We start from the raw sequence: 24,157 nt of genomic DNA, 5'->3' as shown, positions 1-24,157 counted from the left end.
CGCTGTGCACTTTTCCTGGAATTGCTCTAGCGAACCCGATGTGTCGCCGTGACCGCGGATGCGAAACAGCTTCGGCAGCAAAGCTATTTAAGTAAGCTAACACTTACGAACTTCCGCAACTACGCGGCGCTTTCGCTTGACCTTGCGCCTGGCGCGGTGGTGTTGTCGGGCGACAATGGCGCGGGCAAGACCAATCTCCTGGAAGCGATCTCGTTCCTGACACCCGGCCGGGGCCTGCGTCGCGCGCCCTATGCGGATGTCGCGCGCGAAGGCGGCGACGGCGGCTTCGCCTTGCATGCGCGCATCGAGGGACCGGAAGGAGAGGTCGAGATCGGCACCGGCATGCCCGGCGGCGACGCCGCCGGCGAAGGCGGTAGGAAGGTGCGGATCAACGGCGCGCCGGCGCGATCGGCCGAGGATATGCTGGAATGGCTGCGGGTCGTCTGGCTGACGCCGGCGATGGACGGGCTGTTTCCCGGGCCGGCTGCGGACCGCCGCCGCTTCCTCGATCGGCTGGTGCTGGCGATCGACCCCGGCCATGGCCAGCGCGCGCTCGACTATGAGAAAGCCATGCGCGGCCGTAATCGCCTGCTTACCGAAGGTTCGCGCGACGGGGCCTGGTTCGACGCGATCGAGACGCAGATGGCCGAGACCGGAGTGGCGATCGCCGCGGCGCGGGCCGAGCTGGTGCGGCTGCTTGCCGCGATGATCGACAGATTGCCCGGCAGCGGGCCGTTTCCGCAGGCCGACATCAGTCTCTCGGGGGACCTGGAGAGCGAGGTCGCCGTCGCGCCGGCCGTCGATGTCGAGGAGCGCTTCCGCCGCGCGCTTGCCAACAGCCGCGAGCGCGACCGTGCCGCCGGCCGCACGCTGGACGGTCCGCATCGCTCGGACCTGGTGGTGCGGCACCGGCCGAAGTCGATGCCGGCGGAACTGTGCTCGACCGGCGAGCAGAAGGCGCTGCTGGTCGGCATCGTGCTGTCGCATGCCAGGTTGACCGGCGAGATGTCGGGACTGACGCCGATCCTTCTCCTGGACGAGATCGCCGCGCATCTCGACGCGGGCCGGCGCGCGGCGTTGTTCTCGATCCTGGAAGAACTGAACTGCCAGGCTTTCATGACCGGCACGGATGCCGCCTTGTTTTCGAGCCTTGCAGGCAGAGCGCAATTCCTGACGGTCGATCACGGGAGAGTCGAGCCAACCGGCTGATCGCTTGAAAAATCAAGCGGTCGTAGTGGTAGCCCTGCGGGACAAAGCTTCGCTTTGCCTGTGCTTGCCCGGCGGGACAAAGCTTTGCTTTGCCGGTACAGGCTCTGCCTTGCATGCATGACAAGATTTTGTCGCCGCTATAAGGTCGAGCCATGACCGACGCCGCCCTGACCGACGAAGAGCTCGAACGCTATGCCCGCCACATCGTGCTGCCGGAGATCGGCGGGCCGGGGCAACAGAGGCTGAAGCGGGCACGGGTGCTGGTGATCGGCGCCGGCGGGCTTGGCGCGCCGGTGCTCGAATATCTTGCCGCTGCCGGCGTCGGCACGCTCGGCATTGTCGATGACGACACGGTTTCGCTATCCAACCTGCAGCGGCAGGTCATCCATGGCAGCGACACGATCGGCATGGCCAAGACCGACAGCGCCGCCGCGGCGATCATGCGCGTCAACCCCAATGTCTCGGTGGAATCACATCGCCTGAGGCTGACGGAGGAGAACGCCCCTGCCCTCGTCGCGCGCTACGACGTCGTTGTCGACGGCTCCGACAATTTCGAAACGCGCTACGCGGCCGCCGATGCCTGCGCCAATGAGAAGAAACCCCTCGTCACGGCCGCCGTCGGTCGTTTCGACGGCTCGGTGACGGTGCTGAAGCCGTTCGAGACAGGCGCGGACGGCAAACGCAATCCGAGCTATCGCGACCTGTTTCCGGAAGCGCCGCCCGAAGGGCTGGTGCCGTCCTGCGCCGTTGCCGGCATCGTCGGCGCGCTGACGGGCGTCATCGGCACGCTGGAGGCGATGGAAGCGATCAAGCTTATCACCGGGATAGGCGAGCCGCTGATCGGCCGGCTGCTGCTCTATGACGGGCTAACGGCCCGCTTCGACACCATCCGCTACAAGGCCGTCTGAGCGCATGGACCAGAGCGTCGGCATCTCCATAACCGGCCTTCCAGCGGATTTCGATCGGTGGGACGACCTGCTCGCGCTGATCCGGCGCGCCTTTGCCTATATGGACGGCGTCATCGACCCGCCCTCCTCGGCGCATCTTTTGACCGCCGAGGCGCTTGCCGCGAAGGCGAAGCGGGAGACCGGGTTTCTGGCCGTCGAGAATGGCCGCATCGTCGGCTGCGTCTTCGCGCTGGAACGGGCGCGGGATTTCTATGTCGGCAAGCTAGCGGTCGAGGCGCGGCTCCAGGGCCAAGGCATCGGAACCCGGCTGATGCGGGCGGTCGAGGATCTCGCCCACGAACGCGGCAAGGATGCGATCGAGCTGCAGACCCGCATCGAACTGACGGCAAACCATGCAGCCTTCGCCCGGCTCGGCTTTCGCGAGACCGCGCGCACGGCGCATGAGGGCTATGACAGGCCGACCTCCATCACCATGCGCAAGGTGCTGTCTTGAGCCTTTCGCTCAGCCCGCAAGAACAGGCGATCGCCTCCAAGCAGGACGGCGCGGGCATGGCGATGCGCATCCTCGCCGAAAGCGCTCGCCTGCTCGGCGCACCGCGGCTGATCCCGATCGCCTCCACCCATATCGATGGCGCGCTGTATCACGGCGATTCCGGCACGCTGTTCGCCGAAAGACTGGTCGAAGGCGGCGCGAAGGTCGCGGTACGCTCGACACTCAATGTGGGGGCACTCGACCTGATGGGTTGTTCGCGTATCCGCCTGAAAGAGCCGCAGCGCGGCATGGCGCGGCGGATGATGGAGGCCTATCGCAAGCTGGGCTGCGAGCAGAGCTGGACCTGCGCCCCCTACCAGGCCGGACACAGGCCCGCGCTGGGCAGCGACGTGGCCTGGGGCGAGTCCAACGCGGTCGTCTTCTGCAATTCGGTGCTGGGCGCGCGGACCAACCGCTATGGCGATTTCCTGGACATTGCCTGCGCCATCACCGGCCGCGCGCCGGATTACGGCCTGCACCGGCCTGACAATCGCCGCGCGCGTCTCGTTTTCGACGTCTCGGGCCTCTCGCCATCCTTCCTTGCCTCGGAGATCGCCTGGCCGGTGCTGGGCAGCCTCTATGGCCGCGAGGTGGGCAATGCGATCGGCGTCGTCACCGGCGTGACGGATAATCCCGGCGAAGACGCGCTGAAAGCCTTCGGCGCGGCGGCCGCATCGTCCGGTGCGGTCGGCCTGTTCCACATTGCCGGCGTGACGCCCGAGGCTCCAGACGCCGAAGCCATTCTGGCCGGGCCGGAGCCGGAAGCGGTGATCCGCGTGACGCCCGACATGGTGGCGACGGCGCGCGCGGGCCTGTCGACCGCGGCCGCGACCAAGACCATCGATGCGGTGGCGATCGGCAGCCCGCATCTGTCGCACGCCGAGTTCGACAACCTGGAGCGGCTGATCGCCGGACGGCGGCTCGCGGTGCCGATCTACGCCTGCACCGGCCGCCATGCGCTTGCCCTGCTGGAGCAGAACGGCCGGCGAAAACGGCTCGAAGCGAGCGGGGTCGTCATCGTCGCCGATACATGTGTGGTGGTGACGCCGATCATGCCGGAGCTCGGCAATGGCGTGCTGATGACCAATTCGGGCAAGTTCGCGCATTACGCGCCGGGCAACACCGGCTATGCGGTGCTCTACGCCTCGCTCGCCGACTGCGTCGAAAGCGCGGTCCTCGGCAAGCCGGTCTTCACGGATATCGCGGCATGAGCGCGAGGACCGAAATCCTGGTGCCGGGCAAGGCGGGCGAAGGCGACGCGCTGGTGCTGACGGCGCCGATCAGCTTCTGGGGCGGCGTCGACCCCAGGACCGGGCGTATCGCCGACGTTCGCCACCCGCAGCATGGCGAAGTCATCGCCGGCCGGGTGCTGTTCCTGCCAGGCACGATCGGCTCGTCATCCGCTTCGGCGGTGCTGATGGAACTCGTCCACAACGGCCGCGCGCCGGCCGCCCTGGTGCTGCACGAACCGGACGCCATCCTGCTGCTCGGCCTGATCGTAGCCCGGGAAATGGGCTGGGAAACGCCGATGGCGGTGAGGCTCGAACGCGGCGCGTTCGACAACTACCGCGGAGCCGCCGTCACGGTCGCTTCGGACGGCGCAGTGACCGCCGCCGTCTGAAGCTTTTTCAGGTCCTGAGCGGCAGGACGCGGTCCGGCGGTCGGTGGCCGTCGAAGAAGGCGCGGATGTTGATGATCACCTTCTCGCCCATGTCGATGCGGCCCTCGAGCGTGGCCGAGCCCATATGCGGCAAAAGCACCACCTTGCCCTTGGCGGCGAGCTTCAGGAGCTTGCTGTTCAGCGCCGGCTCATGCTCGTAGACGTCGAGGCCGGCGCCGGCGATCTTGCCGTCATGGATGAGCTTGATCAGCGATTCCTCGTCGATGATGTCGCCGCGCGCGGTGTTGACGATATAGGCCGAGGGCTGCATCAGCGCGAGGCGGCGGCCGGACAAAAGGTGGAACGTCGCCGGCGTCGACGGACAGTTGACCGAGATGATATCCATGCGGGCCAACATCTGGTCGAGGCTTTCCCAATAGGTCGCCTCCAGCTCCTCCTCGACGGCGGGCAGCACGCGGTGCCGGTTGTGGTAGTGGATCGACAGGCCGAAGGCCTTGGCCCGCCTGGCGACCGCCGTGCCGATACGGCCCATGCCGACGATGCCGAGACGTTTGCCCCAGATGCGCCGGCCGAGCATCCAGGTCGGCGACCAGCCGGCCCATTTCTTCTCGCCCGTCAACACATTGGCGCCTTCGGCGAGCCTGCGCGGCACGGCGAGCATCAGCGCCATGGTCATGTCGGCGGTGTCTTCGGTGAGCACATTGGGCGTGTTGGTGACGGTGATGCCTTTCTTGGCGGCGGCCGCGACATCGATTTTGTCCACGCCGTTGCCGAAATTCGCGATCAGCTTGAGGTTTTCGCCGGCCTGGGCGATCAGCGCGGCGTCGATATGGTCGGTGATGGTGGGGACCAGCACATCGGCTTCCTTGACCGCCGCGACCAGCTCCGGCTGCGTCATCGGCCGGTCCTCGACATTCAGCCTTGCTTCGAACAGCTCGCGCATGCGCGTTTCGACCGGATCGGGCAGCTTGCGCGTGATGACGACGAGGGGCCGTTTTTTGCCTGCCATTTTATCCCCGAAGCTTCTTCGATCAGGATGACGTTTCGTCGAATCGTCATCCTGATCCTACTCTTTGTAGGAGCATGATCTTTTCCGAAAACCGGTTCCCACTTTTCGGGATCATGCTCTCGAAACCGATCTCGTTGAGACCTCTTTAACCAAGACCGGCGAAACTTGTAGCCAGTCGCGGCATCAGCCCACTCCTGTAACAAGCGGTGCCGCCGAAGACAAAGAAAAAGGGGCGCTCATCCCGACGGACCGGCGCCGAAAGGAACGAAAGTGTCTGGTTTCGCGTCGCTTCGCCTGGCCTTCAGCGCAGCCATTCTCGGCGCCCTGCTTTTCGCGCCGCAGGCTTTGGCGCAAGGCGCGGCCGCGCCGGCCCAAACCATAACGCTTGGGCCGAGCGGCCTGCCGCTGCCGCGCTTCGTCAGCCTGAAGCCGGCCCGCGTCAATTCTCGTGTCGGCCCCGGCGCCAATTATTCCGTCAACTGGATGTATCTGAAGGCCGGGCTGCCGATGGAGGTAATCCAGGAATTCGACACCTGGCGCCGCGTGCGCGATGCCGACGGAGCGGAAGGCTGGATCAACCAGTCGCTGCTCTCCGGCCGCCGTACCGCGATCGTCGCGCCCTGGCAGCGCGGCAAGGGCGGGCGAATCAACCTGCTCGACGAGCCCGACAAGGATGCGGGTGTCATCGCCATCATCGAGCCGGGCGTGATCGGCTCGATCAAGAAATGCGACGGCCAATGGTGCGAGATGACCTTCGACGGCCACACCGGCTGGATGGCGCAGTCGCAGGTGTGGGGCGCTTATCCCGGCGAGAAGGTCAAGAACTGAGTTCGCTAGCCTTGCTGTTGCGGTCGCGGCCGATGCGGCCGAGATGCGTATCCTGAAAACCGGTGGGCAGCTTGAGGCCGTAGCCGAGGGCACGGTCGATGGCGATGTGCGCGATCCAGATGAGCGCCACGGCGGTCGTGATCGGGCCGGCGAGCAACGCGCCCGCAAGCAGAAGCACGAGCGGGGCGATCAGGATATGCAAGGCGTTGTAGGTGACGGCGCCGACGCTTGGCCCGGCGAGATAGCCCAGCATCGACAGGTCTGGCGCAAGGATGAGCAGCGCAAACAGCCACCAGGAAAAACCGGAGATCGCATAGCAAACGATAGCCAATGCAGCGACGGTGGCCCATTCAAACCGGACAATCAAATCGACGGGCCGCATCGCCACGGGCTCAATCGCCGCGTTTCGGGCGAAGCCTCACGACGATGTCGACATTGGCGATCTCCATGCCTTCCGGAGGAGCCGGCAGGTTGGAGACAGTCACCGGTCCGCTTTCAATATCGAAAATGCGATTCTCGCCTTCGATGTAGAAGTGGTGGTGATCGGACGTGTTGGTGTCGAAATAGGTTTTCGAGCCTTCGACCGCGAGGATGCGCAGCAGGCCGGCCTGGGTGAACTGGTGGAGCGCGTTGTAGACTGTCGCCAGCGAGACCGGCACGCCGGCGGCGATCGCCTCTTCGTGCAGTTCCTCGGCCGAAAGGTGGCGGTCGCCCTTGGCGAAAAGCAGGTCGGCCAGCGCAATGCGCTGACGCGTCGGCCTCAGGCCGGCTTCGCGAACCCGCTTGTCCACAGCGACATTTTCCTTCCGGTAGCCCGAATCCATCTCTTCGCGTCGAAGCTTGCTGCCCAGCCCATCAACAGGTCCAGAATGGCAAAAAGACGTCAAAAGCCAAAACCGGACATCAGCCGACATATATTCTGTAGTCCGAATGCGATCAATAGCGCGCATTGACCCGGGCAGGCGCACGGGTTAAGCGCAAACGCCGGTTTCCGGCCGCAAACAGAGTGTGTTAGGAAACCAACGAGAAGGGCGCCCTGACGCCCGCGAAAGAACACGGGGACAGAAATTTGATGGCGGATCAAAAGTCCAGCTACGATTACGAGGAACTGCTTGCCTGCGCCCGCGGCGAGCTGTTCGGCCCGGGCAATGCCCAGTTGCCCTACCCGCCGATGCTGATGTTCGACCGCATCACCGAGATCAGCGAGACTGGCGGCGCGTTCGACAAGGGCTTCATCCGCGCCGAATTCGACATCAAGCCGGATCTTTGGTTCTTCGCCTGCCACTTCATCGGCAATCCGATCATGCCGGGCTGTCTCGGCCTCGACGCCATGTGGCAGTTGACCGGTTTCTATCTCGGCTGGCTAGGCGAGCCCGGCAAGGGCATGGCGCTTTCGACCGGCGAGGTGAAGTTCAAGGGCATGGTGACGCCGTCGGTGAAGAAGGTCGAATATGGCGTCGACTTCAAGCGCGTGATGCGGGGCCGGCTGGTCCTCGGCATCGCCGATGGCTGGCTCAAGGCGGACGGCGAACCCATATACGCGGCTACGGATCTGAAGGTCGGTCTGTCCAAGCAGCCGGCCGCCTGACCGTTTTTCGCCATGGCGTCGCGCAGCCAATGGACGCCACGCCAGTTTATTTGCGTATGATCAAAAGCGAAAACCGGCTAGGTTTTTCGCCCGAATACGCCGGAAGGAGTAGCGAATGAGACGGGTCGTAGTGACAGGGCTCGGCATTGTGTCGTCGATCGGCAACAATGCCAACGAGGTGCAGAGCTCGCTTTACGATGCCAAATCCGGCATCAGTTTTTCCAATTCCTTCGCCGAACACGGCTTCCGCTGCCAGGTCTGGGGCGCGCCGACGCTCGATCCCGCCCCGATGATCGATCGTCGTGCCATGCGTTTCCTGAGCCAGGGCGCGGCCTGGAACCACGTCGCCATGGACCAGGCGATCGCTGATGCCGGCTTAAGCGAAAGCGACATCACCAATGAGCGGACCGGCATCGTGATGGGCTCCGGCGGGCCTTCGACCCGGACCATCGTCGAAGCGGCCGAAACCACGATCAAGAACAACAGCCCCAAGCGCATCGGTCCGTTCGCCGTACCGAAGGCCATGTCGTCGACGGCGTCGGCCACCCTGGCGACATGGTTCAAGATCCACGGCGTCAACTACTCGATCTCGTCGGCCTGCTCGACCTCCGCGCATTGCATAGGCAATGCCTATGAGCTGATCCAATGGGGCAAGCAGGATGTGATGTTTGCCGGCGGCCACGAGGACCTCGACTGGACCATGTCGGACCTGTTCGACGCCATGGGCGCCATGTCGTCGAAGTTCAACGACAATGCATCGGCCGCTTCGCGCGCCTATGACGTCAACCGCGACGGCTTCGTCATCGCCGGAGGCGCCGGCGTGCTGGTGCTGGAGGAATTGGAACACGCCAAGGCGCGCGGCGCAAAGATCTATGCCGAGATCGTCGGTTATGGCGCGACATCCGACGGTTACGACATGGTCGCTCCTTCGGGCGAAGGGGCTATCCGCTGCATGCGGCAGGCGCTTGCCACGGTGCCATCGCCGGTCGACTACATCAACACGCACGGCACCTCGACGCCGGTCGGCGATTCCAAGGAAATGGGCGCCATTCGCGAAGTGTTCGGCGACAAGATGCCTTACATCACCTCGACCAAGTCGCTCACCGGCCATTCGCTGGGCGCGGCCGGCGTGCAGGAATCGATCTATTCGATCCTGATGATGCAGGGTGGCTTCATCGGCGAGAGCGCCCATATCGAAGAACTCGATCCGGAATTCGAAGGCATGCCGATCGTGCGCAAGCGTATCGACAACGCCAAGATCGACACCGTCCTGTCCAATTCCTTCGGCTTCGGTGGCACCAACGCAACGCTGATTTTCCAGCGCTATTCCGCATAGAGCCGGCGTTTTTATAAGGATTGCCTTTTATGGACGGGTTAATGAAGGGCAAGCGCGGGCTTGTCATGGGTGTCGCCAACGACCATTCGATTGCCTGGGGCATCGCCAGGAAGCTGTCGGAACACGGGGCGGAGCTCGCCTTCACCTACCAGGGCGACGCCTTCGGGCGGCGGGTCAAGCCGCTGGCCGAGAAGGTGGGAGCCTCGCTGATCGTGCCCTGCGACGTCGAGGACAGCGCCTCGGTCACCGCGACTTTCGAGACCCTCCGTAGAGCCTGGGGCGGGCTGGACTTCGTGGTGCACGCCATCGGCTTTTCCGACAAAAACGAGCTGAAGGGCCTCTACGCCGACACCAGCCGCGACAATTTCGTGCGCACCATGGTGATCTCCTGCTACTCCTTCACCGAGATCGCCCGCAACGCCGCCGCGCTGATGGGCAATGGCGGCTCGATGATCACGCTCACCTATGCCGGCTCCGTCAGAGTGATGCCGAACTATAACGTCATGGGCGTCGCCAAGGCCGGGTTGGAGGCCAGCGTTCGCTACCTCGCCAACGACTACGGCCCGCGCGGCATCAGGGTGAACGCCATCTCGGCCGGGCCGGTGCGGACGCTGGCCGGCTCCGGCGTGTCCGACGCCCGCCACATGTTCTCTTACCAGCAGCGCAATTCGCCGCTGCGGCGCACAGTGACCATCGACGAAGTCGGCGGCTCGGCGCTTTACCTGCTCTCCGACCTGTCGTCGGGCGTCACCGGTGAGATTCACTATGTGGATTCCGGCTATCACATCGTTTCGATGCCGGCACTGGAAGAATTGAAGCAGAACGACGGCATGCGCGAATAGTTTGCGGCCGCGAAAGTAGCCTTCCAGTAAAATTGCATGCATCGGGGGAAACTCATTTTAAGGAGACGTCCGCTATAAGGCCCAGTAATCCGGGGACCATGCATGCCCGCAGTCAGCAATCCCAAACGGACTCCGCTGTTCCGGCTGATCACCATCGCCAGCTCGGGGATGGGCAGTTTCATCCTTGGATTATGGGGGCTGCGGTTCGGCTTCGGCGACGGCATGGCCGGCATGCCGGCCGAAACGATGGCGGGCGTCATTGCCGCTCTCTGCGCACTTGCCGCCGGCGGAGCAGCACTCTCGTTCTTTGCCGGGGTCGACGAATCGTCGGCCTATGTCTTCAAGGAAACCCATTTCGACAAGCTGACCGGCCTTTTGTCGCGCCAGGCCATGGTCGGCAAGATAGCCGAGGCCGCCTCTGGGACGATCCGAACCGGCGAGCCGGTATTCCTGATCGACATCGATATCGACCGCTTCAAGCAGATCAACGACGCCATCGGCTACAGCCAGGGCGACGAACTGATCTGCGCCTTCACCAGCAGGCTGACGGAGAATATGCCGGAGGATGCGGTGATCGGCCGTATCGGCGCCGGCGAATTTGCGGTGCTTTTGCCGGACCGCCAGATCAGGGGCTCGATCGAGCGGCTGATCGAGAAGCTCATCAACGAGATGATGGAGCCCTATCAGCTGCAGACGCATCTGCAGTCGGTCAGCCTGTCGGTCGGCATCGTGGCGATGCCAAAGGACGGCGTCGACCCGGTCCTGGTCCTGCGCCGCTCGAACCTGGCGCTGCAGAACGCGCGCGCCAGCGGCATCGGCAACTGGTCTGTCTTCAACGCCGACATGGGCCGCGTTGCGGACTATCGGCAATGGATCGAGTCGGAGCTGAAGACCGCTTTCGACCGAGGCGACTTCAGTCTTCACTACCAGCCGCAGCTCGACCTGCCGAGCGGCCGCATCGTCGGTTATGAGGCGCTGATCCGCTGGAAGCACCCGGAGCGCGGCATGATCCCGCCGATGGAATTCATTCCGATCGCCGAGGAAACCGGCATGATCAATCCGATCGGCGAGTGGGTGCTGCGCAAGGCCTGCAGCGACGCCCGGTACCTGCCGGAGGAATGCTTCGTCGCCGTCAATATCTCGCCTGTCCAGTTTATGACCAGGGATTTCGTCGGCATCGTGCGGGAGGTGATGGAATCGACCGGCATCAAGCCCTCGCGGCTTGAGCTTGAGGTCACCGAGACGGCGATGATGCAGGACCGCGACCGCGCCGCAGCCATCCTGGAACAGCTTGCCGAGATGGGTATCTCTGTGGCCGTCGACGATTTCGGCACAGGCTATTCCAATTTGAGCTACCTGATCGATTTCTCCTTCGGCAAGCTGAAGATCGACCGTTCCTTCGTCAGCCGCATCGACACCGACTCCAGCTCCGGCGCGATCGTTTCGACCATTGTCGGCCTGTCGCGAGCGCTGGGCGTCAGCATTATCGCCGAGGGCGTAGAGACCGAGAACCAGGCCACGCTGCTTCAGGCGGCCGGCTGTGAGGTGGTACAGGGCTATCTGTTCGGCCGGCCGGCGCCGCTTAAGGTCGAGCTCGGCGAAGCGCGGCCCGCCTTCGACACGCGCGAACCGGCCCGCATCGTCAGCGTGCAGTAAAGCGCCTCGCTTTCCTGGCGCAATCCGGACGGAAACCGCTTCACTGGAATTACTTCAGCGCCGCGCCGAAAACACCTTGAACATGCCCTCGCGGGCAATCTCGGCATGGCTGGCGAAGGCCGCCGAGAGCACCTGTTCATAAGGAAGCTGGCGATTGGCGACCATGAACAGGCGGCCGCCCGGTTTCAGGGCCTTCGACGCGGCGCGGATCATGCCGGCGCCGATTCCAGGTTCTGCAGCACGGCCGCTATGGAAAGGCGGATTCATGACGATGGCATCGTAGCGCCGTTCGACCGCCTCGGTGAGCAGATCTATCCAGAAGAAGCGCGGCTCGATGACCCCCCCGTGGACGTTCAGCCTGGCTGCTTCCAGGGCCTCGAAATCCGCTTCATAGAGATCGAGCGCGGTGAGGCCATGCGAACGCTGCAGGACCTCGGCCGCCAGGTAACCCCAGCCGGCGCAGAAATCAGCGACATTGCCCTTGAGATCGTGAGGCAAGTTCGCGGCCAGCAGTTTCGAACCGGCATCGACCCGATCGAAGGAAAACATGCCAGGCTGGGTCTTGAAGCCGCCTTGGACGACAAGATCGGGGTTGCCGGCGCGCAGTGTCGCGGCCGCCTCCGTGCCGGTCCGCCGCAACCAGAAAGCAACGCCGTGATGCTTGGGCAGATGACCGTCGAGCGGCGCCAGCGCGTCGATCCGCTTGCGCAAGCTGTCGACGCCGTCGTCCTTGCCACCGGCCATGATGACCAATCCACCCGGCAGGACGCGCTCGATGGCCTCGGCGATACGCCGCTCATTCTGGCCGCGATAGCGGCCCGCAAGCACCAGTGCCATGTCGAAGCCGGAACCTTCCGCGCGCGGCGTGACAGTGTAGCCGGACGCCTGCAAGGCGCGAAAATGTGGCCGAAAGCCTTGCACGAGATGCAGCGCCGCCTCGAAGCCGGCGGGCAAACGGAAGCCGGCCTCCGCGCCGAGAAAAAGGACGCGGGCATCCTTCCTGGGCAGAGGCAGCGCCTCGGCCTCGAACGGGTAGAACAGCGTCTTCAGCGGCTCGGCGGCCATTCACCTGCTCCGTAGAACTCTTTGCAGTGCCCTGAAACAAAACGGGCGCGACCTCGCGGCGCGCCCGTCGTAAATTATCCGGTCAAACCGATCAGGCGGCGTCTTCCTCGCCGTCCGACTTCTTCTTGTCCTGGGCGATTTCCTTGCCGGTCGCCTGGTCGACGACCTTCATCGACAGGCGCACCTTGCCGCGCTCGTCGAAGCCCATCAGCTTGACCCAAACCTTGTCGCCTTCCTTGACGACGTCGGAGGTCTTGGCGACCCGCTCATTGGCGAGTTGCGAGATGTGGACGAGACCGTCGCGCGGGCCGAAGAAGTTGACGAACGCGCCGAAGTCGGCCGTCTTGACGACGGTGCCTTCGTAGATCTCGCCGACTTCCGGCTCGGCGACGATGGTGTGGATCCACTTCTTCGCCGCCTCGATCTCCTTGGCGTTCGCCGAAGCGATTTTGACCGTGCCGTCGTCCTCGATGTTGATCTTGGCGCCGGTCTTCTCGACGATCTCGCGGATCACCTTGCCGCCGGAGCCGATGACGTCGCGGATCTTATCGGTCGGAATATGCATGACCTCGATGCGCGGCGCGAATTCGCCGAGCTCGGCGCGGGCGCCGGAGATCGCATGCGCCATCTCGCCCAGGATATGCAAGCGGCCGTCCTTGGCCTGGGCAAGCGCGATGCCCATGATTTCCTGGGTGATGCCCTCGATCTTGATGTCCATCTGCAGCGAGGTGACACCGTTGGCGGTCCCGGCGACCTTGAAGTCCATATCACCGAGATGGTCCTCGTCGCCCAGGATGTCGGAGAGCACCGCGAAACGCTCGCCTTCCTTGATCAAGCCCATGGCGATGCCGGCAACCGGCTTGGCCAGCGGCACGCCGGCATCCATCAGAGCCAGCGAGGTGCCGCAGACGGTCGCCATTGACGACGAACCGTTAGACTCGGTGATCTCGGAGACGACACGCAGCGTGTAGGGGAACTGGTCGGCGCTGGGCAGCATCGGGCGGATGGCGCGCCAGGCGAGCTTGCCATGGCCGATCTCGCGACGGCCCGGCGAACCCATGCGGCCGGTTTCGCCGACCGAGTAGGGCGGGAAGTTGTAGTGGAGAAGGAATTTCTCCTTGTACATGCCGGTCAGCGAATCGACATACTGCTCGTCCTCGCCGGTGCCCAGCGTGGCGACGACCAGCGCCTGGGTCTCGCCGCGGGTGAACAGCGCCGAACCATGGGTGCGCGGCAGAACGCCGACCTCGGAGACGATCTTGCGCACGGTCTTGAGATCGCGGCCGTCGATGCGCGAGCCGGTGTCGAGGATGTTCCAGCGCACGACTTTGGCCTGGAGCTCCTTGAAGACGCTGCCGATCTGCTCGGAAGTGTACTTGGCTTCCTCGCCCTCGGCCGGAGCGAACGCGGCCTTGACCTTCGCCTTGACGGCGTCGACCGCGGCATAGCGAGACTGCTTGTCGGTGATCTTGTAGGCCTCGCGAAGCTCGTCGCCGACGACCTTCAGCATTTCGGCTTCGAGCGCGGAATAATCCGGCGCGGTGAAGTCGCGCGGCTCCTTGGCGGCGACCTCTGCCAGCTTGATGATCGCCTCGATCACCGGCTGGAAGCTCTTGTGGCCGAACATGACGGCGCCAAGCATCAGATCTTCGGAGAGTTCCTTGGCCTCGGATTCGACCATCAGCACGGCGTCGCCGGTGCCGGCAACGACGAGGTCGAGCTTGGATTCCTGCATCTCGTCGATATGCGGGTTGAGCACATATTCGCCGTTGATGTAGCCGACGCGGGCGCCGCCGATCGGGCCCATGAAGGGTACGCCCGAAAGCGTCAGCGCGGCGGAGGTGGCGACGATCGACAGGATGTCCGGATCGTTCTCGAGGTCATGCTGGACGACGGTGACGACGATCTGGGTGTCGTTCTTGTAGCCGTCGGCGAAAAGCGGGCGGATCGGACGATCGATCAGGCGGGAAACCAGCGTTTCCTTCTCGCTCGGCCGGCCCTCGCGCTTGAAGTAGCCGCCCGGGATCTTGCCGGCGGCATAGGTCTTTTCCTGGTAGTTGACGGTAAGCGGGAAGAAATCGAGGCCGGGCTTCGGTTCCTTCATCGAAACGACGGTGGCCAAAACGACGGTCTCGCCATAAGTGGCGAGCACCGCGCCATCAGCCTGGCGCGCGATCTTGCCCGTTTCCAGGATGAGCGGACGGCCGCCCCATTCGATTTCTACTTTGTGATGATTGAACATGTCTTGTCCTTCATATGCGGAAGGGCCGCGCCGTCCTAACGGCTACGGGTTCTCCCTTTCCTGGCTTCCTTCGGGCAGCCACGGGCAAGACAACGGGGTGCTCGATCAAATAGCGAGCAGCCTGCAATCCTGCCCCATGACCGTCCATGGGCGATTCCGAATGGCCCTCTGCGCGTTCGGAACCGGGTTTGGCCGATTGATCGGCCGGCTTTGCGCATGACGCCGGAAACCGCTGTTTCCGGAACGCGCCCTGCGCGAATTCGATTTTCGAGAGCGCATCGCGCCCAGGCATTATCGCACCGGATCATCCGATGCGCTAATGCGCGACCGGCGGGCCCTCCGAGGAAAGCCCGCCGGTCAATTCGTCAGCGACGCAGACCGAGCTTGTCGATCAGCGTCTGATAGCGCGCGTCATCCTTGCGCTTGAGGTAGTCAAGCAGGCTGCGGCGCTGGGAGACCAGAGCAAGCAGACCACGGCGGGAATGGTTATCCTTCTTGTGATCCTTGAAGTGCTCGGTCAGGTTCTTGATGCGCTCGGAAAGGATGGCAACCTGGACTTCCGGAGATCCGGTGTCGCCCTTGGCGGTTGCGAATTCAGTCATCAATTCCTTCTTGCGATCGGCAGTGATCGACATCGTGCTTTTCCTTATCTGTTGGAGGAAACGGGACGCCCACAGCCGGGATGTCGTCCAGCAGAGGCCAGTGCAAGCGACGCGTCAGGGCGCGAAGCTGCGGCGCATATAGTGCAATTCCGGAAAAAACACCAGCCCAATTGTCAAGCCGGCTTGTCGCAGGTTCCGGTCGCGAAAACAGGCGAATTCAAAGGCTAATGCATGCCGCCCAGAAGTGTGCAGCGGCTCTGGAGAAACGACATGCATCAAAACAAAGACCTAAAGCGCGTCGCCTGAATCCGTCTCGGGACGCGCTTTAGAGCCACTTCTTCCATTTGAAGAACGCAATCAGACCGACCGCAACGATCGCCATGAACATGAGCGAGGCGGGATAGCCGTAATAGGCTTTCAGCTCGGGCATATTCCAGGGCGAGCTTTGCGGATCGAAATTCATACCCCAGACGCCGACCAGGAAAGTCAGCGGCATGAAGATCACCGAGACGATGGTCAGGTAGGAAATGACGTCGTTGGTGCGGGCCTGGGTCAGCGAGACATGCATCTCGATCAGGCCGGTGAGCATGTCGCGCTGGTTCTCGACCAGCTCGATCAGGCGCAGCGAATGATCGAGCGTGTCGTTGAAGAAGATCTTGGTCTCGGCCTTCACGAAGGACACGTCGTTGCGGATCAGGGTCGCTAGCGCGTCCCGCATCGGCCACAGAACGCCTTTCAGCACATTGGCGTCGCGCCTCAGTTCATGCAGCTGCCGCATCTGATGCTTGTGCGGCTTGTTCAGCATCTCGTCCTCGATGCCGTCGACCGTTTCGCTCGCCGCCTCGATGGGCGGGAAATAGCTGTCGACGATGGCATCGATCAGCGCATAGGCGAGATAGTCGGCGCCGCGCGAACGCAGACGGTTGGGCATCGCGCCGGCAATGCGCTTGCGTACCGGATCGAACGGATCGCCCTCGCGTTCCTGGAAGGTGACGACGAAATTGCCGCCGAAGAACAGCGCGATCTGCTCGTATCTATGCGAGGTGACGTCGTCGATCATGCGCATGACGACGAAGGCATGATTCTCGTAGAAATCCACCTTGGGCCGCTGTCCGGTGTTGACGACATCCTCCAGCGCCAGCGGGTGCAGGTTGAAGATGCGGCCGATCTCCTCAATGAGCGGGATGTTGGCGAGCCCCGTGCAATCCAGCCACACGACGGGCCATTTCTGGCAATGGGTGTTGAGATCGTCGATCGAGGCATTATCGATGGTTTCGTATTTCTGCGGCGAGATCAGCGTCAGTCGAAGCTCGCTTCGCCGCGCCGCCGGATCGGCGATAAGCGTGCCGGGCGACGCGCCGACAGGTGGTCGACGGGTTTTCAGCGGCGCCCGCTTCTTGCCAGTGTCAGCCTTGGCCATGAGATCCCTGAAGTATCGGCACTCAGCGGAGCTTAGACGACCGGATTCACCCGGCAAAGACCCGCTTGGGCTTGAACATACCCTGCTCGATGGCGCCGATGGCCACGAGCTTGCCGCGCGCTGTGGCGCAAGCCTCCTCGGCCTCGACCGGCGCATCGCGGCCGCGAATGATGACGGGATTGCCGAGGCGGATCTTCATTGCCGCGTCGTCGCTGACGGCGACCTGTGGCAGGCAGTCGAGCGCTACCGCCGTTTCGACCAGCAGCGCGTCGATGGCGCTGAAATCGATCGGTGCCTCGGCTTCGTCCGGGGCCGCTTCCGTCTTGTCGCCAAAGCGGGCTGATTCCAGCTCGGCAACCGTGACGAAATCCTCCGGCGTGAATGGCTCGACCTCGACGCGGCGCAGTTCGGCGATGTGGCCGAAGCAGCCCAGGTCGCGACCCATGTCGCGGGCCAGCGAGCGTACATAGGTGCCTTTGCCGCATTCGACCTCGAAGACGGTTTTGTCGGCGCCATGCTCGACGATGTCGAGGCGGCCGATCTCGATCTCGCGCGCCGGGATCTCGACCGTCTCGCCGTCGCGGGCAAGATCGTAGGCCCGCTCGCCGGCAATTTTGATGGCGGAGAATTGTGGCGGCGTCTGCATGATGACGCCGGTGTAGTTCGGCAGCAGCGCCCTCACTTCAGCCTCGGACGGGCGACGATCGGAGCTTTTGGTCACCGGGCCTTCGAGGTCGTCGGTCGAACGCTCCTCGCCCCAGGCAACGGTGAAGCGGTAGATCTTGGCGCCGTCCTGCACATAAGGAACGGTCTTGGTCGCCTCGCCGAGCGCGATCGGCAGCATGCCGGAGGCGAGCGGATCGAGCGTGCCGGCATGGCCGGCCTTCTCGGCCTGGAACAGCCATTTGATCTTAGAGACGGCCTCGGTCGAGCCCATGCCGACCGGCTTGTCCAGCACCACCCAGCCGGAGACCGGCCGCCCCTTCTTCTTGCCGCGACGCGCCACTATTCCTCGTCCTTGTCGTTGTTCTTGCCATCGTCGAGATCGCGCGCGACTTCGGGCGATTTCAGCAGTTCGTTTATCTTCGCGAAATTGTCGAAGGACGTGTCGAGCCGGAAGCGGAACTCCGGCATGTACTTCATCTGCCTGAGCGCGCCGGAGGCGCGGCCGCGGATGAATTTCGCGTGCTTGTTGAGCGCCTCGACCACTGCGCCCGTATCGGCCGCGCCAAGCGGCGAGACGAAGGCGGTGGCGATCTTGAGATCGGGCGACATGCGTACCTCGGAGACCGAGACGACGCTGTTCTCGATCACCGGATCGATGATCTCGCCGCGCTGCAAGGTCTCGGAAAGGGCATGGCGCACCTGCTCGCCGACGCGCAGCATGCGCTGGGAGGGGCCTGACGGTGTCGAACGGGGCATTTTTCCTGGGTCCTGAATCGTGCGCGGGATGGGACCACGCCGCATGTCTCAAATGCATGAGCGGCCTTGGGCGGCAGCCTTGCGGCCGCCGCCCGTTTTTCATTTCGGCAAGTATACCCGAATTTAGAGCGTCCTGCTCACCATCTCGACGCGGAAGCACTCGATGATGTCACCGACGCGCATGTCCTCGTAGTTCTGGAAGGCCATGCCACATTCCTGGCCGCCCGGCACTTCCGAAACCTCGTCCTTGAAGCGCTTGAGCGTCTTCAGCGTGCCTTCGTGGACGACGACGTTGTCGCGGATCAGGCGCACGCCCGCGCCACGCTCGACCTTGCCTTCGGTGACGCGGCAGCCGGCGATCTTGCCGATCTTCGAGATGTCGAAGATCTCAAGGATCTCGGCATTGCCGATGAAGGTCTCGCGCCGCTCCGGCGAAAGCATGCCGGAAAGGGCCGCCTTCACGTCGTCGACGAGATTGTAGATGATCGAGTAGTAGCGGATCTCGATGCCCGCGGCAGCCGCCGCGGTGCGCGCCTGCGCGTTGGCGCGCACGTTGAAGCCGATGATCGCGGCACCGGACGTCTCGGCCAGCGAGACGTCGCTTTCGGTGATGCCGCCGGCGCCCGAATGGACGATCCGCACCCTGACCTCGTCGTTGCCGAGCTTTTCGAGAGCGGCATTGATCGCCTCTATGGAGCCCTGCACGTCGCCCTTGATGACCAGCGGGAATTCCTTCAGCCCGCTCGTCTGCAGCTGCGACATCATCTGCTCAAGCGAGCCGCGCTGGCCGGCATGTCTGGCCACCGCCTTGTCGCGCGCCAGGCGCTGACGGTACTCGGTGATCTCACGGGCGCGCGCCTCGTTGTTGACGACGGCGAAGCGGTCGCCTGCCTGGGGCGTGCCCTGGAGTCCGAGCACCTCGACCGGCATTGCCGGCGGCGCTTCCGGCACATGTTCGCCGCGATCGTTGACGAGCGCACGCACACGGCCCCACTCATTGCCGGCGACGATGATGTCGCCAGGCATCAGCGTGCCGGTCTGCACCAGCACGGTGGCGACCGGGCCACGGCCCTTGTCCAGCTGCGCCTCGATGACCGCGCCTTCGGCGGTGCGGTCCGGGTTGGCCTTGAGGTCGAGGACTTCGGCCTGCAGCAGGATAGCTTCCAAGAGCTTGTCGAGATTGATGCCCTTGGTCGCCGAAACCTCGACGTCCAGCACCTCGCCGCCCATCGATTCCACGAACACTTCGTGGCGCAGCAGCTCGGTCCGCACCTTCTGCGGGTCGGCGTCGCGCTTGTCGATCTTGTTGATCGCCACGATGATCGGCACGCCGGCCGCCTTGGCATGGTTGATCGATTCGATCGTCTGCGGCATCACGCTGTCGTCGGCCGCCACCACCAGCACCGCGATGTCAGTGACCTGGGCGCCGCGGGCGCGCATGGCCGTGAAGGCGGCGTGGCCGGGCGTGTCGATGAAGGTGATCTTCTGACCGTTCTTCTCGATCTGGTAGGCACCGATGTGCTGGGTGATGCCGCCGGCCTCGCCGGAGACGACATTGGCGTTGCGGATGGCGTCGAGCAGCGAGGTCTTGCCGTGGTCGACATGGCCCATAATGGTCACGACCGGAGGACGCGACACAAGGTCTTCCGGGCGGTCGGCGATGTTAAACAGGCCTTCCTCGATGTCAGACTCGGCGACGCGGCGGACGGTGTGGCCGAATTCGGAAGCCACCAGCTCGGCCGTGTCGGCGTCGATGACATCGCCCGGCTTCAGGATCTGGCCCTGCTTCATGAAGTACTTGACCACGTCCACGGCGCGCTCGGACATGCGCTGCGCCAGTTCCTGGATGGTGATGGTTTCGGGCAGGATCACTTCGCGCATGACTTTCTCGCGCGGCTCATTATGAAGCGCGCGTTTGAATTTTTCCTGGCGGCGACGCATCGACGACAGCGAGCGGGCGCGCGCGTCGTCATCCGACAGCGCCGAGTTCAGCGTCAGCTTGCCGCGGCGGCGATCTTCCTCTCCCTTGGTCGGCTTGGCCGGGCGAGCCACTTCCGGCGTTGCAAGACGGCGCGGCGGTGCGCTGGCTGCGCCACCGGTACCGGTGCGCCTGGGCTTCGCCTCTTCCTCGTCATCGGCCGTGGCGACGTCGGCGGCCTGCGGCGCGCGCCGGCGAGCCTCCTCTTCGGCACGACGGCGGGATTCGGCCTCGGCCTGCAGGCGCGCTTCTTCCTCGGCCTGACGGCGCGCGGATTCGTCACGCTCGCGCTTGCGGCGTTCCTCTTCCTCGGCGCGGCGCTTGGCATCTTCCTGAGCGCGCAGGCGATCCTCGGCCTCGCGGGCCTTGGAGCCTTCCAGCGCCTTGCGGCGCGCTTCCATCTCGCCGCGCGAGAGTTCGTTCAGAACCATGCCGGAACGCTCCGGCGGCGGAGTCGGCGCCTTGGGCGCTTCCTGCACGGCAGGCGCTGCTGCGACAGGAGCAGCGGCGGGCTTAGGCGTGAAGACGGACGGCGCCACCGGCTCCGGCTTGTCGCCGGGCAGCGAGAACTTGCGCTTCTTGGTCTCCACGACGACCGACTTGGTGCGGCCATGCGAGAAATTCTGGCGCACGGTGCCCTGCTCGAGGCCGGGGCGCTTCAGCGTCAAGGTCTTCTTCGGCGTAACGCTCAACGTCTTGTCGTCGCCCGATTTCGTATCGCTCATTCCATATCCTCTGCGGCATCATCTTCGTCAGCAACGGCCGCAAGCATTGCCAGATCGTTCGGGGTACCGCCCCGATATCGGTCGAGCGCAACAACGCGCTTCTCAACCGCCAGTCCCGCGTCCTGCGCGAGGACGGCAGCATGTATCACATTTGTACCCCCCAATGCCAAGCTCAACTCGGCCTCGGGGAAAAGTTTGTAGGCGAGGATAGCGGGACCGCCGAGATGGACGGTTGCCCGCCGCGCCTGACTGATCTTGCGGACGCCATCGTCCGAAGCCTCGGTCGCATGCAGCACAAGCAGTGCCTGGCCGTCGCGCACCGCGCCCTCGACCTTGGCGGCGCCAAGAACGACAGCGCCCGCCTTGCGAGCAAGGCCGAGCATGCCCAGAGCGGATCTGGAGAGCAGCCCGTCGACCATGGCGCCGATATCGGCCGGAACGGTCACCTGTGCCTTGAAAGCACGGGCAAACAGGTTCTTCGCCGCTGCCTTCTCGATATGTAGGCGATCGGCGGTGACCCAGCAACCGCGGCCGGGCAGATTTCTCTTGATGTCCGGAACGACGGCCGAATCCGGGCCGACGACGAAGCGGATCAGTTCATCCGCTTCGGCCTGCCTGCGCGTAACGATGCAAGTGCGATCGTTCATCTCGTCCACGAGCTTTGCGATTGGTGGTCACCTCACGCACCGACGGTTTCGTCGGCCGCTGTCTCTTCGGCGGCGAGCTCTTCCTCGGTGATCCATCCGGCCTGCTTGCGGGCGGCAAGCACCATCTGCTCGGCCTCGGCGCGCGAGACGCCGTGGCTGGCGAGCACGCCCGGATAGACCTTGGTCTCGCCGTCCTTGCGCTCTTTCCAGCCGATCAGGTCGTCGGCGGCATAGCCGGCGAAGTCCTCGATGGTCTTCACGCCGTCCTCGCCGAGCGTGACCATCATGGCGGTGGTGACGCCGGGGATCTCGCGCAGCTCGTCCTTGACGCCCAGCGCCTTGCGCTTTTCGTCATGCTCGGCCTCGATCTTTTCCAGATATTCGCGGGCGCGGGCCTGGATTTCCGAAGCGGTGTCCTCGTCGAAGCCGTCGATCGAGGAGATTTCGCCCGGATCGACATAGGCGACTTCCTCGACGCTGGTGAAGCCTTCGGAGGCGAGCACCTGGCCGACCATCTCGTCGACATCGAGAGCTTCCATGAAGAGCGCCGAACGCTCGACGAATTCCTTCTGGCGGCGCTCGCTCTCTTCCTGCTCGGTCAGGATGTCGATATCCCAACCGGTGAGCTGCGAGGCCAGGCGCACGTTCTGGCCGCGGCGGCCGATGGCCAGCGACAGCTGGTCGTCGGGCACCACCACCTCGATGCGCTCGGCATCCTCGTCGAGCACCACCTTGGCGACCTCGGCCGGCTGCAGCGCGTTGACGATGAAGGAAGCGGCCGAAGGCGACCACGGAATGATGTCGATCTTCTCGCCCTGCAACTCGCCGACCACCGCCTGGACGCGGCTGCCGCGCATGCCGACGCAGGCGCCGACCGGATCGATCGAGGAATCGCGCGAGATGACGGCGATCTTGGCGCGCGAGCCCGGATCGCGGGCGACCGACTTGATCTCGATGATGCCGTCGTAAATTTCCGGCACTTCCATGGTGAAGAGCTTGGCCATGAATTGCGGATGGGTGCGCGACAGGAAGATCTGCGGGCCGCGCTGCTCGCGGCGAACGTCATAGACATAGGCCCGCACGCGGTCGCCATATTTGTAGTTCTCGCGCGGGATCAGCTCGTCGCGGCGGATGATCGCCTCGCCGCGGCCGAGATCGACGATGACGTTGCCGTATTCGACGCGCTTGACGGTGCCGTTGACGATCTCGCCGATGCGATCCTTGTATTCGTCATATTGGCGGTCGCGCTCGGCCTCGCGCACCTTCTGCACGATGACCTGCTTGGCCGACTGGGCGGCGATGCGGCCGAAATCCATGGGCGGCAGCTGCTCGGCGATGAAGTCGCCGAGCTGGGCGTCGGGATTGCGCTCGCGGGCCGTGGAAAGCGCGATCTGCGTCGCGTAGTCCTCGACCTTCTCGACCACTTCCATCAGCCGCTGCAGCTTCATCTCGCCGGTGTTCGGGTTGATGTCGGCGCGGATGTTGGTCTCCTGGCCATAGCGGGAGCGCGCCGCCTTCTGGATCGCGTCGGCCATGGCGGCGATGACGATCTGCTTGTCAATCGACTTTTCACGCGCGACCGCGTCGGCGATCTGCAGCAGTTCAAGCCTGTTGGCGCTTACAACCATTGTCTTTCTCCCGATTTCGCGCCGGGCATACGACCCGGCTACTCAATCAACTTTCCTGTTCGGTTTCGTTTTCTTCGTCCGCGCCGGCGTCTTCCGCTTCGCCGCGGCGTTTCCTGGCTTCCTTGCGCGCCCGGTTGTCCTTCGACAGGGCATCGCGGATGAGATCGTCGGTCAGCACGAGCCGGGCCTCCGCGATCGCGTCATAGGGCACGCGCACCGTCGGCTCCTCGCCATAGGCCGCCTTGTCGCGCTCGACCAAAATGCCGTCGGCGTCAGCCTCGGCGATCTTGCCCTTGAAACGCTTGCGGTCGCCGATGAGAACCGATGTTTCCAGCTTGACCAGATGGCCGGTCCAGGCGGTGAAATCCGATTTGCGCACCAGCGGCCGGTCGATACCGGGCGAAGACACTTCGAGATGATACGCCTTTTCGATCGGATCATCGACATCGAGCGCCGGCGACACGGCGCGGCTGACCTCCTCGCAATCCTCGACAGTCATGGTGCCGTCTTCACGTTCGGCCATGATCTGCAGCGTCAGCCCGTTCTGGCCGGTCAACTGCACCCGCACGAGACGGAAGCCGATGGCCTTGAGCACCGGCTGCACGATCAGCGCGATGCGTGCATCGATGCCGCTTTCGCGGATGATACGGTCGTCGGCCTCGCTTGCCGCTGCAGTCATCAGATCCCTGTCGTTTTTGGCTTCCGGCCGGCGGGTAATAAAAAAGAGCGGGACCGGGTGGACCCACTCTTCGTCATACCGACCAAGAATTTGAGACTGATATAGACGATTGCCGCCGGCGTTTCAAGCCTTCAGGCACAAGCGTGTCGTAAGCGCATGAGTTGTCCGGGTTAGGTAGCACATGAGTTGTCCGGTTTTATCGCCAGCGAATGGAGGCTGG

23 protein-coding genes are annotated in these 24,157 nt (G+C 64.0%); 10 read left to right on the top strand and 13 right to left on the bottom strand.

The features are described 5' to 3' along the window. Positions 1-48: 48 nt before the first annotated feature. From recF to LB528_RS24800, 5 genes are all read left to right on the top strand, one after another. Positions 49-1,209 carry a DNA replication/repair protein RecF gene (gene recF / locus LB528_RS24820; protein ID WP_224716666.1) on the top strand — a complete coding sequence of 387 codons (1,161 nt, stop codon included), beginning with the start codon at positions 49-51 and terminating at the stop codon, positions 1,207-1,209. Positions 1,210-1,361: 152 nt separating this feature from the next. Beyond that, the gene (locus LB528_RS24815; RefSeq protein ID WP_224716665.1) at positions 1,362-2,117 is read left to right on the top strand and encodes a molybdopterin-synthase adenylyltransferase MoeB; all 756 of its coding nucleotides are present in this window, start codon (positions 1,362-1,364) and stop codon (positions 2,115-2,117) included. Between the two features lie 4 nt (positions 2,118-2,121). Further along, positions 2,122-2,610, top strand: coding sequence for a GNAT family N-acetyltransferase (locus LB528_RS24810; RefSeq protein ID WP_224716664.1), 489 nt, complete (start codon positions 2,122-2,124; stop codon positions 2,608-2,610). Further along, the gene (locus LB528_RS24805) at positions 2,607-3,860 is read left to right on the top strand and encodes an aconitase X (RefSeq protein ID WP_224716663.1); all 1,254 of its coding nucleotides are present in this window, start codon (positions 2,607-2,609) and stop codon (positions 3,858-3,860) included. The genes LB528_RS24810 and LB528_RS24805 overlap by 4 nt, the downstream gene beginning before the upstream one ends. Then, positions 3,857-4,270, top strand: a complete 414-nt coding sequence (locus tag LB528_RS24800) for an aconitase X swivel domain-containing protein (protein WP_224716662.1) — start codon at positions 3,857-3,859, stop codon at positions 4,268-4,270. Before LB528_RS24805 ends, LB528_RS24800 begins: the two co-directional genes overlap by 4 nt. Positions 4,271-4,277: 7 nt before the next feature. On the opposite strand, the gene LB528_RS24795 is transcribed toward LB528_RS24800, so the two are convergent. Next, positions 4,278-5,279 carry a 2-hydroxyacid dehydrogenase gene (locus tag LB528_RS24795; RefSeq protein WP_224716661.1) on the bottom strand — a complete coding sequence of 334 codons (1,002 nt, stop codon included), beginning with the start codon at positions 5,277-5,279 and terminating at the stop codon, positions 4,278-4,280. A 270-nt stretch (positions 5,280-5,549) separates the two neighbouring features. Here LB528_RS24795 and LB528_RS24790 point away from each other — a divergent pair, with 270 nt between their 5' ends. After that, on the top strand, positions 5,550-6,107 hold the full coding sequence (locus LB528_RS24790) for an SH3 domain-containing protein (RefSeq protein WP_224716660.1): 558 nt from the start codon (positions 5,550-5,552) through the stop codon (positions 6,105-6,107). Here the strand turns inward: LB528_RS24790 and LB528_RS24785 are convergent. Both LB528_RS24785 and irrA read right to left on the bottom strand, forming a co-directional pair. Next, complete coding sequence (locus tag LB528_RS24785; protein ID WP_224716681.1) at positions 6,097-6,489, bottom strand: DUF4260 domain-containing protein; 393 nt, start codon at positions 6,487-6,489, stop codon at positions 6,097-6,099. The genes LB528_RS24790 and LB528_RS24785 overlap by 11 nt on opposite strands. A 10-nt stretch (positions 6,490-6,499) precedes the next feature. Continuing rightward, a complete protein-coding gene (gene irrA, locus LB528_RS24780) occupies positions 6,500-6,931 on the bottom strand; it encodes an iron response transcriptional regulator IrrA (protein WP_217575399.1) in 432 nt (143 codons plus the stop codon). 248 nt (positions 6,932-7,179) lie between these two features. Between irrA and fabA the strand changes: the two genes are divergently transcribed. The 4 genes from fabA to LB528_RS24760 all read left to right on the top strand — a co-directional run bounded on the left by fabA (position 7,180) and on the right by LB528_RS24760 (position 11,529). After that, positions 7,180-7,695: a 3-hydroxyacyl-[acyl-carrier-protein] dehydratase FabA gene (fabA, locus tag LB528_RS24775; protein ID WP_224514067.1), complete on the top strand. Its 516-nt coding sequence runs from the start codon at positions 7,180-7,182 to the stop codon at positions 7,693-7,695. Between the two features lie 115 nt (positions 7,696-7,810). After that, entirely contained in the window at positions 7,811-9,031 is a 1,221-nt protein-coding gene (fabB, locus tag LB528_RS24770) for a beta-ketoacyl-ACP synthase I (protein WP_224716659.1), read from the top strand. A 29-nt stretch (positions 9,032-9,060) separates the two neighbouring features. Next, positions 9,061-9,873, top strand: coding sequence for an enoyl-ACP reductase FabI (gene fabI, locus LB528_RS24765; protein WP_224716658.1), 813 nt, complete (start codon positions 9,061-9,063; stop codon positions 9,871-9,873). 102 nt (positions 9,874-9,975) lie between these two features. Further along, positions 9,976-11,529: a putative bifunctional diguanylate cyclase/phosphodiesterase gene (locus tag LB528_RS24760; protein WP_224716657.1), complete on the top strand. Its 1,554-nt coding sequence runs from the start codon at positions 9,976-9,978 to the stop codon at positions 11,527-11,529. Positions 11,530-11,583: 54 nt separating this feature from the next. On the opposite strand, the gene LB528_RS24755 is transcribed toward LB528_RS24760, so the two are convergent. The 10 genes from LB528_RS24755 to rimP form a co-directional block, all read right to left on the bottom strand. Then, the gene (locus LB528_RS24755; RefSeq protein WP_224716656.1) at positions 11,584-12,594 is read right to left on the bottom strand and encodes a class I SAM-dependent methyltransferase; all 1,011 of its coding nucleotides are present in this window, start codon (positions 12,592-12,594) and stop codon (positions 11,584-11,586) included. A 91-nt stretch (positions 12,595-12,685) separates the two neighbouring features. Next, the gene (gene pnp / locus LB528_RS24750; RefSeq protein ID WP_224716655.1) at positions 12,686-14,836 is read right to left on the bottom strand and encodes a polyribonucleotide nucleotidyltransferase; all 2,151 of its coding nucleotides are present in this window, start codon (positions 14,834-14,836) and stop codon (positions 12,686-12,688) included. A gap of 365 nt (positions 14,837-15,201) precedes the next feature. Continuing rightward, positions 15,202-15,471, bottom strand: a complete 270-nt coding sequence (gene rpsO / locus LB528_RS24745) for a 30S ribosomal protein S15 (RefSeq protein ID WP_027165894.1) — start codon at positions 15,469-15,471, stop codon at positions 15,202-15,204. A 292-nt stretch (positions 15,472-15,763) separates the two neighbouring features. Beyond that, positions 15,764-16,858 carry a magnesium/cobalt transporter CorA gene (gene corA / locus LB528_RS24740; RefSeq protein ID WP_224716654.1) on the bottom strand — a complete coding sequence of 365 codons (1,095 nt, stop codon included), beginning with the start codon at positions 16,856-16,858 and terminating at the stop codon, positions 15,764-15,766. A 46-nt stretch (positions 16,859-16,904) separates the two neighbouring features. Beyond that, positions 16,905-17,864, bottom strand: a complete 960-nt coding sequence (truB, locus tag LB528_RS24735; RefSeq protein WP_224514079.1) for a tRNA pseudouridine(55) synthase TruB — start codon at positions 17,862-17,864, stop codon at positions 16,905-16,907. Continuing rightward, positions 17,864-18,280, bottom strand: coding sequence for a 30S ribosome-binding factor RbfA (gene rbfA / locus LB528_RS24730; RefSeq protein ID WP_224514081.1), 417 nt, complete (start codon positions 18,278-18,280; stop codon positions 17,864-17,866). The genes truB and rbfA overlap by 1 nt, the downstream gene beginning before the upstream one ends. Positions 18,281-18,403: 123 nt before the next feature. After that, positions 18,404-20,983 carry a translation initiation factor IF-2 gene (gene infB / locus LB528_RS24725; protein WP_224514083.1) on the bottom strand — a complete coding sequence of 860 codons (2,580 nt, stop codon included), beginning with the start codon at positions 20,981-20,983 and terminating at the stop codon, positions 18,404-18,406. Beyond that, complete coding sequence (locus LB528_RS24720; protein WP_224514300.1) at positions 20,980-21,630, bottom strand: RNA-binding protein; 651 nt, start codon at positions 21,628-21,630, stop codon at positions 20,980-20,982. The genes infB and LB528_RS24720 overlap by 4 nt, the downstream gene beginning before the upstream one ends. Before the next feature lie 32 nt (positions 21,631-21,662). After that, the gene (gene nusA, locus LB528_RS24715) at positions 21,663-23,258 is read right to left on the bottom strand and encodes a transcription termination factor NusA (protein ID WP_224514085.1); all 1,596 of its coding nucleotides are present in this window, start codon (positions 23,256-23,258) and stop codon (positions 21,663-21,665) included. A 46-nt stretch (positions 23,259-23,304) separates the two neighbouring features. Then, positions 23,305-23,937: a ribosome maturation factor RimP gene (rimP, locus tag LB528_RS24710; protein ID WP_224716653.1), complete on the bottom strand. Its 633-nt coding sequence runs from the start codon at positions 23,935-23,937 to the stop codon at positions 23,305-23,307. Positions 23,938-24,157: the final 220 nt, after the last annotated feature.

The organism is Mesorhizobium sp. CA4 (assembly GCF_020165075.1).
Classification (GTDB): domain Bacteria; phylum Pseudomonadota; class Alphaproteobacteria; order Rhizobiales; family Rhizobiaceae; genus Mesorhizobium.
Note: the sequence above shows the minus strand (reverse complement) of the source record. Positions and strands in the feature narration are given on the sequence as shown.